The 12,810-nt window shown below is 34.9% G+C and carries 7 protein-coding genes and 1 CRISPR repeat array; of the genes, 5 read left to right on the top strand and 2 right to left on the bottom strand.

Annotated features, from left to right (window positions below):
* Window positions 1-76: 76 nt before the first annotated feature.
* Together HMPREF1321_RS12055 and HMPREF1321_RS00030 are read right to left on the bottom strand one after the other, a co-directional pair.
* Window positions 77-1,993: a hypothetical protein gene (locus HMPREF1321_RS12055; protein WP_009420799.1), complete on the bottom strand. Its 1,917-nt coding sequence runs from the start codon at window positions 1,991-1,993 to the stop codon at window positions 77-79.
* Between the two features lie 405 nt (window positions 1,994-2,398).
* On the bottom strand, window positions 2,399-2,626 hold the full coding sequence (locus tag HMPREF1321_RS00030; RefSeq protein ID WP_034575309.1) for a hypothetical protein: 228 nt from the start codon (window positions 2,624-2,626) through the stop codon (window positions 2,399-2,401).
* Between the two features lie 428 nt (window positions 2,627-3,054).
* Here HMPREF1321_RS00030 and HMPREF1321_RS00025 point away from each other — a divergent pair, with 428 nt between their 5' ends.
* The 5 genes from HMPREF1321_RS00025 to cas2 all read left to right on the top strand — a co-directional run bounded on the left by HMPREF1321_RS00025 (window position 3,055) and on the right by cas2 (window position 10,760).
* Window positions 3,055-3,951, top strand: coding sequence for a helix-turn-helix transcriptional regulator (locus tag HMPREF1321_RS00025; protein ID WP_009420801.1), 897 nt, complete (start codon window positions 3,055-3,057; stop codon window positions 3,949-3,951).
* Between the two features lie 570 nt (window positions 3,952-4,521).
* Complete coding sequence (gene dtd / locus HMPREF1321_RS00020) at window positions 4,522-4,974, top strand: D-aminoacyl-tRNA deacylase (RefSeq protein WP_009420795.1); 453 nt, start codon at window positions 4,522-4,524, stop codon at window positions 4,972-4,974.
* Window positions 4,975-5,142: 168 nt separating this feature from the next.
* Entirely contained in the window at window positions 5,143-9,495 is a 4,353-nt protein-coding gene (gene cas9 / locus HMPREF1321_RS00015; protein ID WP_009420802.1) for a type II CRISPR RNA-guided endonuclease Cas9, read from the top strand.
* A 36-nt stretch (window positions 9,496-9,531) separates the two neighbouring features.
* The gene (cas1, locus tag HMPREF1321_RS00010) at window positions 9,532-10,422 is read left to right on the top strand and encodes a type II CRISPR-associated endonuclease Cas1 (protein WP_009420796.1); all 891 of its coding nucleotides are present in this window, start codon (window positions 9,532-9,534) and stop codon (window positions 10,420-10,422) included.
* Window positions 10,419-10,760: a CRISPR-associated endonuclease Cas2 gene (gene cas2, locus HMPREF1321_RS00005; protein WP_034575308.1), complete on the top strand. Its 342-nt coding sequence runs from the start codon at window positions 10,419-10,421 to the stop codon at window positions 10,758-10,760. Before cas1 ends, cas2 begins: the two co-directional genes overlap by 4 nt.
* 117 nt (window positions 10,761-10,877) lie before the next feature.
* A CRISPR array of direct repeats spans window positions 10,878-12,747; the repeat unit is 46 nt; unit sequence GTTGTTATCAATCACAAAACTACAAAATTTGAAAGCAATTCACAAC.
* Between the last annotated feature and the right edge of the window lie 63 nt (window positions 12,748-12,810).

Here is a 12,810-nt window from a genome sequence, read left to right as displayed (position 1 = left end):
GGAGAGTATGTCGCCGCCTTCTTATAAAGAGCAATTCTGATAAAGAATTGCTCTTTTTTTGTTGTTAATAAAATTTTTACTTTAAAAACTTTTTAGTTTCTTTAACAATAGCAGGTATTAGTTCTCGAGAAAAGCTATTGCTTAATTGTCGAGTATGGATAAGAATACGTTTGTTATCCTTACTAAAGTGTAAGAAATAGCGGTCTCTTCCTACTTTTATTTCCTTTTGAAAAACGACATCAAAAGTTTGTTCTAAATTAATGTGGTAACGGCTTGGATAATTACCTGCTGCTATAATTACAATAGGGAACTCTTTGAAAAAAGGCATTGCAAAGAGAGGTTTACGCTCTTCTATAGACTGTTTTCTAAGAGCTTCTATATCCTCATTTTTGTAGCTTTCTTTAGTAGGATAGTCGCTGAACTCGGTGATGAAAAACTCTTTTTGAAAGTTGATTTTCTCAAGTTTTTCTCCTTGTAAAAATAGCTGTTCGTAGAGCTTTTCGTAGTTTAAATAGGTACTACTTGTACCACCATTGTAAGGTTTTCCTTTTTTCCTTATATCCCTTTTGTTAAACTGATTGCCATAAGCATATAAGGGATTTTCGTGAGAGATGGGACGCTCACCATCGTAGTTAGGTACTTCATTGGTAGAGAGTATGTGTTCCCATTGAGATACATTACTTTGGAAGAGTTCTTCTTTCTTCTTTTCTAAATTTTCGGTAGTCTCTTCTTGGGGAATGTGTGCAGCTTCTTTGCCGATTACTAAAACTTTACCATTAGGGTTGCCATACCCTACAAATAGATTGTTGGCTTTACAGTAGGCTACTGCCTCTTTGAATGCTTGTGTGTACATATAATTTAAGTTTTTAAAAATGTTATATTCTTTTCTGATAATACTCTTAGGTACTCCTTTTTCATAATAAACTGTTTCCCATAAACCATTTTCGAAATAAGTACGAATGTATTTTTTTGTTTCATTACCATTTTCGTCATATTGAGTACAAGAAAATACATTCTCATCATATTTATCATAGTCTAAGGAATCGTCAGGTTCTTTTTTGTATTTAACATCTCTAAAGAGGAGAATATTATTTTTTCCTTCTAAATCAGTAGTATAGTACTCCATTTTTTTTCGTTCAATATCTTTAAAGAGAATTACTGTTTTTTCTCTATCTGCATTGATAGTGGTACGTTCTACTTTTCCGTCGAAAAATTTGTAGGTGATAGTTTTTTCAACTCTAAAATCTTTGTAATAGATTTCAAAAAACTTTATTTCTACGATTCTACCATTTTCGTCATAATGAATCACTTCTTTATTGCCTTTTTCGTGATACACTATTTTAGCACCTGTTTCATCATACTCAATAAGTTCATCGGTGTCTGATTCTTCTTCTTTTTCATTAGGGTCGTAATTTATAGTTTTAATATCTTTACCCCAATTCTGGATATATTGCAAAAGTTCCCCATTTTTATCATATCTCCATTCTTCGCTATAGCCACAGCAGTCTTTTATTCTTCTCTGGAGCATTCCATTTTCGTAGTAGAAGAATTTTCGAGTGTGTATTACACTATCTTCAATAGTTGCCGTCCATTGGGCTAATTGTTCTTTTGTGTTATATTGAAAATTGAAGAGAATATTTCTGAAGGCGAAAGTATCCAAGAGATAAGATTTGATTAGTCCTTTTTCATCATACACAATTTTTGATTTATGAGTGAATGTTGTAAAATGACGTAAACTTCTGTCAAATATTTTCTTTACGTATGGAGGGTTAGGGGCATAACGTGCAATGCGAAGGCAGTAATCTAATAATTCTGCAAAAAAGTAAGGGCCATAACCTCTCTTCTTTTCTAAAAATTTTCCTATTTCAACAGTATTATCTTCAGTATTAGTTACTGCCTCATACTCTTTATAAACTATCTCAATAGTTTTGTTAGCAAGGTGTTTATTAGCTGGAATATTCTCTATGTAAAAAGAAGCATTTTTATTGCTCATATTGTTATTGTTTTAAAAAGTTATTATTTACAGAATAGTACATTCTTTTCTTATGATATGGCTGGGCTTTCCATTATGATAGAAAATAGTTTCCCATTCTCCATTAGGAGAGTAATTGCGTATGAGTTTATTTTTTTCATTTCCTTCTGAATCATATTCAATGCAAGAAAAAATGTTTTCGTTGTATGGAACTTCATTACTTTCTTCTTTCTGCCTCGTATTCTTTGTAAGTAATTTGTACTTTTTTGTTAGCAAAGAAAGTATTAGGCTCCACATTATAGGGAGGTAAAGCGATTCGAGGCTTCTTAAGTTGTTATTTTGTATTTTCATTGTTGTTTGAATGGTTTAATTTTGCAAACGTTTGGTAAGAGGAGGTTACCCTTAAAGCAACCTCCTCAGTTGTTTTTAACCTCGTTTGTACCAAGAGGTACCATTGTTATTAGAATAGTACAAACCTTTGTCGGTTTGAGCTAAAAGTTCATTTCCAGAAACTAATAAGTCCTGAAAAGTAAAGGAGGTTGCTGTGTAACGAGGGTACCAAGTGCCTCCATTGTTGTTTGAACGTTCAATTTTTTTTGCATTAGTGGGACAGATACGAATAAGCTCTTTTCCCATAGTGACCATTAAACTCATAATTAAATATAGTTTTTAGTGAGTGCCTACTCTATATGGTTTTCGGCTTCCCCAATGTTTTACAAAAATAGTTTGCGGGCATCCCGTTTTACTTAGCTCGTTGCCCGACCAAAGGCATAGTGTAAAGCAAAAGGAACGCCCGCATACGCGAACGCTTCCGTCTTTACTTTCTGTACACTATTGAAAAATTGGTCGTATTTCGAGCTTAGAAAATAAAAGCGAAACGCTACTAATATGTTTATTTTGTGTTTATCTGGTTTTTACTATAAAATATGTTTTATGAGTTTCTGCCAGCAAATATACAAAATAAAATGATAGGTACGTCCTTTTGCCTTGTTTTTTTATTTCGGAAGCAAAAATATAATAATAGGACGCAACAACTTGTCGTTTTGAAAAAACTTTATACTTTTGTTGAAAAAATATTGAAAATGAGTTTATCGAAAATGTTTTCAAGGCATCGTTTTATTGTTGAACGATTGCGTATCAAACCCTGTACTAGTGAAGAATTAGAGAATGCTTGGGAGAGAAGTATAGAGAATACAGAGGGGCAACCTCTTGCTAAACGTACTTTACAACGTGATATTCAAATTATTAAAGAAGTTTACCATATAATTATTAAGTTTAACAAATCTCTTAAAGCATACGAAATCACAGAAGATAATGACTCCTATACCCAAAACCTCTTCGAGGCATTTGATGTGTTCAGAGCTTTGCAAAATTACGGTAATCTTTCTAAAGTTATTCAGTTTGATAGGCGATTGCCTGCGGGGACGGAGTATCTCTCACCCTTGCTTAGGGCTATTAAAGAACATCGTCAGATAAAGTTGCACTATTATAAGTTTTGGGATAAAAACCAACAACCGGTGGTGCGTACGATAGAGCCTTATTTGCTAAAAGAGGCACAAAGACGTTGGTATGTGTTGGCGTGGGATGTAGAGAAGGAAGCGCTACGGGTGTTTGGCTTGGATAGGATTACCCATTTAGATGACAGCAAAGATATTAAATATCAGCACGCTGTACCTGAGGGTGTGGAGTGTTTTTTCGACGATAGTTTTGGGGCGTGGGTAGATAGTGAGCACGCACAAGCAGAAGAGGTGGTGCTTGCCTTTAAAAAATTGCCCAATGACTCAGTTTTTATGCCTAATCCGGCGGAATACCTCAAAGCGATGCCTCTGCATTCTTCGCAAGAGGTAGTGAGAGAAACTGACAATGAGATTGTACTCAAACTGCGCTTAAAAATTACACCAGACTTTGTTAGGGAGATACAATCGTATGGTGATAGAGTGAAAGTACTATCGGATAATGTGTTAATTTGCAAAGAATAGTGTGATTTCGATGTAAAAGATGTTAGTGAATGCTTGGAGGTAGGTATGTGAGAGATTATGTCTCAGAATGTCGTAGCACGATAGGCAATGCGAGGCACGCGGATAGGTGATAATTAGCAAAAGGTGAGGAGAATTGGCAGGAGAATCTTGTACGATTGTTATGGAAAAGGTGTATAAGTAGTTAAGAGTTAAAAGTTTTTTGAATGGACAATGAATAGTAAAAAAAATGTAGGGTAGGAGAGGTATTTGGAATTTGAGGTTTATTCGAAGGAAAGACGAACGATGAACGAAGAAAAGACGAACAATGAACGAAGAAAAGACGAACAATGAACGAAGAAAAGACGAACAATGAACGAAGAAAAGACGAACAATGAACGAAGAAAAGACGAACTCAAGACGAATTTAAAGTGAAGCTAAGGAGAAGGAAAGAAGATATAATGATGATTCTTTTGGCAAAGTAAGAAGGAAGATGTAAGTGGAATGCTTCTGCTGATGAGGAGAAAACAGCATATTAACAAATCTGAGAGAGAAACTCAGAAGGGCTTGGAGAGTAATAAAAAAAGATATTTTATGAGAGTAGTTATTCAGCGTGTAACTCACGCATCGGTGGATATAGATAAGCAAACAGTAGCTTCTATCAATAAAGGTTTATTAGTATTGGTAGGTATAGAAGATAGCGATACCAATGAGGATATAGCGTGGTTATCGGCTAAAATAGTGAATTTACGCGTTTTTGACGACGAAAATGGGGTGATGAATCTTTCGGTAAAAGATGCAGGAGGAGAAGTGCTTATCGTGTCGCAATTCACCTTGCACGCCTCTACTAAAAAAGGCAATCGCCCCAGCTATATAAAAGCAGCACGTCCAGAAGTTGCAATTCCTATCTATGAGACGTTTATAAAGCAAGTGGAAAGTTTGTTAGGAAAACGAGTGCCCACAGGACAGTTTGGGGCGATGATGCAAGTAGCCTTGTGTAATGACGGTCCTGTAACTATTCTTATAGATACAAAAAATAAGGAATAAAAAAAGCCCCGAAGATAGTCGAGGCGCTAGATGTTTTCACAACGGAATCATCCTTATTGTGAATTGCTTTCAAATTCTGCGACAAAAGTAGGTATAATATTTTTAATGTGCAAATATTTTTATATAAAAAATTTTATTACATTTGTCCTTTCTAAAAGCATTATACCAATGAAACACATATTAGGCTTAGATTTGGGCTCAAACTCTATCGGTTGGGCTTTTGTACAACAAGATTTTGAAAACAAACAAGGAAAAATTATTGCTACTGGTAGTAGGATTATTCCTATGGATCAGGGTATATTAGGTGACTTTGAGAGGGGAAATACAGTTTCTCAAACTGCCGAAAGAACTACTTATCGCAATACACGTCGTCTGAGAGAACGGCATTTACTTCGCCGTGAGCGACTTCATAGAGTACTTCACATATTAGGTTTTTTACCTCCTCACTATGATTCACAAATAGACTTTACCAAAAGATATGGTAAATTTATAGATAATGCTGAACCCAAAATAGCTTATAACAATGGGAATTTTATCTTTATGAATAGTTTCAATGAGATGATTGAGGATTTCAAAAAATATCAACCTCAGTTATTCTACAAGAAATCTAATGGCGAAGAGAGTAAAATCCCTTATGATTGGACAATTTATTACCTTCGTAAAAAAGCTCTTTCACAAAAAATTACCCAACAAGAATTAGCTTGGCTTATACTTCATTTCAATCAGAAAAGAGGGTACTACCAGTTGCGAGGGGAGGAAGAAACAGAAAACCCTAACAAGGAAGTTGCTTTTCACTCCTTAGAAGTTGTAGATGTAGAGGCTGAAGCTCCTAATAAAAAAGGAGAGATTTGGTATACAATCCGTTTGGAAAATGGTTGGATATACCGTCGCACGAGTAAAATTCCATTGGACGACTGGAAGGGAAAAACACGTGATTTCATTGTTACTACCGACCTTAATGACGATGGGACAATTAAATTAGACAAAGAAGGGAAAGAAAAACGTTCTTTCAGAGCCCCTGATGAAAATGATTGGAATTTACTCAAAAAGAAAACAGAGCACGATATTGATTTTTCTGGAAAAACTGTAGGTGCTTATATCTACGACCATTTGTTACAAAACCCTAATCAGAAAATAAAAGGAAAATTAGTTCGTACTATTGAAAGGAAGTACTATAAAGACGAACTAAAGGCTATTTTGGCTAAACAAATAGCTCTTCAACCAGAATTGTTCACTGAAACCCTATTGGCAGACTGTATAAGAGAATTATATCGCAAAAACGAGACTCAACAGCAAAATCTACTATCAAAAGATTTCCTTCATCTGTTTGTAGAAGATATCATTTTCTACCAACGCCCATTGCGTAGCAAAAAATCTACTATTGCCAATTGTACCTTAGAAAAGCGTTCGTATATAGATAAGGAAACTAATGAGCGCAAAGACACTCCTATAAAAGTATGTGCCAAATCTAATCCTTACTACCAAGAGTTTAGAGTGTTGCAATGGCTACAAAACTTGAGAATTTACGAAATAGAAACCGACCGTGAGGTAACTGCTGAGTTTATCGAAACAGCCCAAGACAATGAGGCTCTCTTCAACTTCTTGATGTCTCAAAAAGAAATAGATAATGAAAGTTTACTGAAATACTTTTTGTTTGCAAAAAATCCTCAAATTAAAGACAAAGTAGCTAAAAGCGAGCTTAAAAAATGGCTCACTACTTATCGCTGGAACTATGTGTATGATGCGGCGGATAACTCTTCCAAAAAATACCCTATGAATGAAACAGGCTATGAACTTCAGCAGTATTTGCAAAAAGTAGAAGGACTCCCTGCCAATTTTCTAACCTTTGATATAACGTATCGATTGTGGCATTTGTTATATTCGGTGAAGGACAAAGTTGAATTTGAAAAAGCATTAAAGAAATTTGCTCAGGAATATCAATTAGACGAAGCATCGTTTGTAGATAGTTTCAAGAACTTCAAACCCTATCCTAATGAATATGGTAGTTTCTCCGAAAAAGCAATTAAAAAATTGCTCCCTCTGATGCGTTTTGGCAATCATTGGGACTTTAATCGCATTGATGTATCTACTCAAAAACGTATAGACGACCTTATCAATGGAGTAGCAAATGACGAAATCCGTACCATCATTAGAGAAAAAGCAGAGAAGTATCAGCTCAATAGTGAGACCTGCTTTCAAGGCTTACCGCTTTGGTTGGCACAGTATGTAGTCTATAACCGTCACGCCGAAGCTGCCGACATAGAAAAATGGACTTCAGTGAATGATTTAGAAGCATATTTAGAAGATTTCAAGCAACATTCACTTAGAAATCCTATAGTAGAGCAAGTAATTACCGAAACTTTACGCGTAGTAAGAGATATTTGGCAACGATACGGCGGGGGACAAGCGAATTTCTTTGATGAAATACATATAGAACTGGGTAGAGAACTCAAAAAAACAGCCGAAGAAAGAAAACAACTTTCCAATAGAAATCAAGAGAATGAAAATACCAACCTACGCATTAAGAAATTACTTGCCGAATTAAAAGAAGATGCAAGCATACAAAACGTGCGTCCGTATTCGCCTGTACAGCAAGAACTGCTTAAAATCTATGAAGAAGGTGTGTTTAGTGCTACCGATGAAGTAGAGGAAGATATTCAGAAAATACGTAAAAAAGCTGAGCCTACCACCCCTGAGATACAACGCTACAAGCTCTGGTTAGAACAAAAGTATAAATCGCCTTATACGGGAGAGGTGATTTCACTTACAAAACTATTTACTGAGGAGTATGAAATAGAACACATCATTCCGCAAAGCCGTTATTACGACGATAGTTTATCCAATAAGGTAATATGCGAATCGGCTGTAAATAAGCTAAAAACAAATCAATTAGGATTAGAATTTATCCAGAATCACCACGGTGAGAAGGTGCGCATAACAGCTAATAAAGAAGTTACTATCTTCACAGAAGAACAATACAAAGAGTTTGTGAAGAAACATTACGCTAACAATTCAGCTAAACAGCAAAAGCTCCTTTTGAATGAGATACCTGAAAAAATGGTCGCTCGCCAGCTAAATGACACTCGTTACATCAGTAAGTATATTTCAGAAATACTTTCTAAAATAGTGCGTTCAGATGAAAAAGATGAGGGGGTAAACTCTAAAAATATAATACCTTGTACAGGTAAAATTACTACTGCCCTCAAACAAGATTGGGGACTTAATGATGTATGGAACGAGCTTATTCTTCCTCGTTTTGAGCGAATGAACCAGCTTACTCAAACACAACTATTTACCTCGTATAACGACAGATTTCAAAAAAATCTACCTACGGTTCCAATAGAGTATAGTCAAGGTTTCCAAAAGAAACGCATAGACCACCGTCATCACGCTATGGACGCCTTAGTGATTGCTTGTGCTACGAGAGAGCACATCAATTATATGAATAACCAACACGCATTGGATAAGAGCAAGGATAAAAAAGAAAAACAACAATCTCGCATAGACCTTCGCACCATCCTCTGTGAGAAAAAGAATAATAACTGGCAATTCAAGAAACCTTGGAGTACTTTCACTCAAGAAGCACAAGAAGCCCTCGAACATATAGTAGTAAGTTTTAAACAAAACCTAAGAGTGATTAATAAAGCTACCAACTATTACGAAAAATGGGAAGAAAAAAATGGTGTACTTGTAAAAAAGAAAGTAAAACAAGAAGGAACTAATTGGGCTATCAGAAAGCCTTTACATAAAGAAACTGTTTCAGGTAAAATTGTTTTGGATAGAAAAATAGGTAAAGATAAAATACTTACAGCTACCCGAAAATCAGTAGATATAACCTTTACAGAAAAGATTATCAGTAGTATTACCGATACGGGCATTCAGAAAATATTGCTCAACTATCTGAAATATAAAGGAAGTCCAGAAGTAGCTTTTTCAGCAGAAGGATTAGAAGAACTCAACAAAAATATTGCCCAATACAACGATGGCAAGAAACATCAGCCCATTTATAAAGTGCGTATTTTTGAAGAAGGAAGTAAATTTCCTCTTGGAGAAACGGGCGCTAAAGCTACTAAATATGTAGAAGCAGCCAAAGGAACGAATCTCTTTTTTGGAGTATATCAAGGCAAAGGAAAACGCACTTATGCAACGATCCCTCTCAACGAAGTAATTGAACGACAAAAACAAGGACTTCCTTCTGTCCCTGAGCGCAATGAAAAAGGAGAACCATTGTTGTTTAGTCTTTCGCCTAACGATTTGGTATATGTGCCTATGGAAGGAGAAATCGCAGAGACAATAGATTTTAATAATCTCAGCAAAGAACAGAAAGAAAGAATTTATAAAACAGTGAGTTTTACAGGAAATCAGTGTTTTTTTGTACAAGAAGCAGTAGCAACCCCTATTGTAAATAAAATAGAATATTCACCATTGAATAAAATGGAGAGAGATATTCTAGGAACAATGATAAAAGAGGTCTGTATCAAACTAAAAGTAGACCGCCTAGGAAACATCACCAAAGCATAGAAATCTTTTTAAAAACCAATAAACACCCTTTAAACTATGTTATACCGTTCTATTTACATCGGCAATCCTACCCATTTGAAGTTGAAAGATAAGCAACTCAAAATAACAGACCCCACTACCCAAGCTGTAAAAGGGAGTGTACCTATTGAAGATTTGGGTTTGCTGATGCTTGACCATTATCAAATTACTGTTTCACATCAGTTATTGCAAGAGTTGATGAAGAACAATGTGGTGCTTATTAGCTGTGATGAAAAACACTTACCCTTAGGAGCAATGCTTCCTTTTAGTGGAAATACTCAATATTCCGAACGGGTGAAAACACAGTTGGAAGTGAGCGAACCTCTTAAAAAACAACTTTGGAAGCAAACTGTGGAATGCAAAATTCAGAACCAAGCTAAGGTATTAGAACATTTAGGAAAGTATGCCGACCCGATGTACGACTATCTAAAAGAAGTAAAATCGGGCGATACAACCAATATGGAAGGCATTGCTGCTCAACATTATTGGAAGTACCTTATCGATTATGATTTTCTAAGAGATCGATTTGGTGAGTATCCTAATCAGTTTTTCAATTTTGGATATGGAGTTTTACTCAGTATCGTAGCCCGCGCATTGGTAGATACAGGTTTACTATTAGTATTAGGAATTTTCCATCGCAATAAGTATAACTCCTATTGTTTGGCAAGCGACATAATGGAACCCTACCGCCCCATAGTAGATTTATTGGTAATGGAATGGCTCACAACACATCCTGAAGTAGAAGAACTCAACAAAGAAAGTAAAGCTCATATACTTCAGATGGCAACCCGTGATGTACAGATAGAAAAGAATACCCACCCCTTGATAGTAGCAGTAAAGAATACAGCTTCTTCTTTATACAAATGCTATACGGGTGAAAAGCGACTGATAGCTTATCCTGAATTATGATCATAGCTGACCGATACAATGCTTATAGAATTATGTGGGTATTAGTATTATACGATTTGCCAACAGAAACAAAAAAGATGCGTAAAGAAGCACAGAACTTTCGTGATAAACTCATAAAGGACGGTTTTACGCTCTTTCAGTTTTCGATGTACGTAAGGCATTGCCCTAGTAGAGAGAATGCCCAAGTGCATATCAATCGTGTAAAACAAAACTTACCTCAGTATGGCAATATAGCTATTATGTGTCTAACCGATAAGCAGTTTGGCGATATGGAGTTCTTTTACTGTCAGAGAGAAACAGCAGCTCCCGAAACCTATGTGCAATTAGAGCTTTTTTAAGAAGAATAGGAAAGAGAAAACCTCCTCTTTAGCCTTTGTTTATAAGGTAAAAGAGGAGGTTTTTCAGTACTGTTTTTAAGCAAAACTGATTGATACTAAAACCTTTAAAAGATTGAGGTTGTTATCAATCGCAAAACTACAAAATTTGAAAGCAATTCACAACATGAAGGTTGTTTAGTACCTACTACAGCTAGTTGTTATCAATCGCAAAACTACAAAATTTGAAAGCAATTCACAACGATAACTTTGTAAATTCAACTTTAAATAACGTTGTTATCAATCGCAAAACTACAAAATTTGAAAGCAATTCACAACCAAGCACATCTTCATCTCTCACCTCCACGGGTTGTTATCAATCGCAAAACTACAAAATTTGAAAGCAATTCACAACACGTAAAGGCTCTTCCTTATATACCATTCGGTTGTTATCAATCGCAAAACTACAAAATTTGAAAGCAATTCACAACGAAAGCCAAACCATTTGACAACTATTTCAGGTTGTTATCAATCGCAAAACTACAAAATTTGAAAGCAATTCACAACTTCTTATGAAGTAATAATAAAATAAAATCAGTTGTTATCAATCGCAAAACTACAAAATTTGAAAGCAATTCACAACTAGTTAAAATTACTTGATACGACCCAAACGGTTGTTATCAATCGCAAAACTACAAAATTTGAAAGCAATTCACAACTTACCCATCTGTTTTATGATAGCACGAACGGTTGTTATCAATCACAAAACTACAAAATTTGAAAGCAATTCACAACCAGTTTGGTGGTCAAGGATTGAAAGAGTATGTTGTTATCAATCACAAAACTACAAAATTTGAAAGCAATTCACAACGACACGACTTATTTACCGTGCTCTAAGTGGGTTGTTATCAATCACAAAACTACAAAATTTGAAAGCAATTCACAACAAAGCAAGGCAGGAATCGAACCTGCTACTAGTTGTTATCAATCACAAAACTACAAAATTTGAAAGCAATTCACAACTAAGTGTTTGAGTATGAAAAAAGTACAAGCGTTGTTATCAATCACAAAACTACAAAATTTGAAAGCAATTCACAACAAAAACTTCTACTTTTGTGCGGTTTGTTCAGTTGTTATCAATCACAAAACTACAAAATTTGAAAGCAATTCACAACGCAAGTGCGACATACTTTAATTGGGATAATGTTGTTATCAATCACAAAACTACAAAATTTGAAAGCAATTCACAACAAGTACAACCAATTAAACCCTTTCCTTAATGTTGTTATCAATCACAAAACTACAAAATTTGAAAGCAATTCACAACTACAGTTACACTCATCGTTCCACCCTTAAGGTTGTTATCAATCACAAAACTACAAAATTTGAAAGCAATTCACAACATGTTCTTAATAGAATAGATACACTGAATAGTTGTTATCAATCACAAAACTACAAAATTTGAAAGCAATTCACAACGAAGTAACTTCTAATTCGTCAAGTGTATCAGTTGTTATCAATCACAAAACTACAAAATTTGAAAGCAATTCACAACAGGAGTAAATGCTAACATTAGAGAAGTTTAGTTGTTATCAATCACAAAACTACAAAATTTGAAAGCAATTCACAACTTGAGTGTGAAAAGCAATTAAGAAGCGGTAGTTGTTATCAATCACAAAACTACAAAATTTGAAAGCAATTCACAACTGTGAGCATCGTTAGGGTCTAAATACCCGTGTTGTTATCAATCACAAAACTACAAAATTTGAAAGCAATTCACAACAAAAAATTGCTATATGAATATAGATAAAAAGTTGTTATCAATCACAAAACTACAAAATTTGAAAGCAATTCACAACATACTCCTCATACACATTAATGTACCAGTTGTTGTTATCAATCACAAAACTACAAAATTTGAAAGCAATTCACAACACAAGTCATAGATAGGTAATGACACCTGTAGTTGTTATCAATCGCAAAACTACAAAATTTGAAAGCAATTCACAACAAGAGCGGGTATTGGATTTTGCTTAGTAATGTTGTTATCAATCACAAAACTACAAAATTTGAA

It is taken from the genome of Capnocytophaga sp. oral taxon 412 str. F0487, from assembly GCF_000271925.1.
Taxonomy (GTDB): domain Bacteria; phylum Bacteroidota; class Bacteroidia; order Flavobacteriales; family Flavobacteriaceae; genus Capnocytophaga; species Capnocytophaga ochracea.
Note: the sequence above shows the minus strand (reverse complement) of the source record. Positions and strands in the feature narration are given on the sequence as shown.

Excerpts from the sequence above, each read along its gene's own strand:
- HMPREF1321_RS12055 (WP_009420799.1), bottom strand. The coding sequence starts at position 1,993 with ATGAGCAATAAAAATGCTTCTTTTTACATAGAGAATATTCCAGCTAAT.
- HMPREF1321_RS00030 (WP_034575309.1), bottom strand. The coding sequence starts at position 2,626 with ATGAGTTTAATGGTCACTATGGGAAAAGAGCTTATTCGTATCTGTCCC.
- cas2 (WP_034575308.1), top strand. The coding sequence starts at position 10,419 with ATGATCATAGCTGACCGATACAATGCTTATAGAATTATGTGGGTATTA.
- cas1 (WP_009420796.1), top strand. The coding sequence starts at position 9,532 with ATGTTATACCGTTCTATTTACATCGGCAATCCTACCCATTTGAAGTTG.
- dtd (WP_009420795.1), top strand. The coding sequence starts at position 4,522 with ATGAGAGTAGTTATTCAGCGTGTAACTCACGCATCGGTGGATATAGAT.
- cas9 (WP_009420802.1), top strand. The coding sequence starts at position 5,143 with ATGAAACACATATTAGGCTTAGATTTGGGCTCAAACTCTATCGGTTGG.
- HMPREF1321_RS00025 (WP_009420801.1), top strand. The coding sequence starts at position 3,055 with ATGAGTTTATCGAAAATGTTTTCAAGGCATCGTTTTATTGTTGAACGA.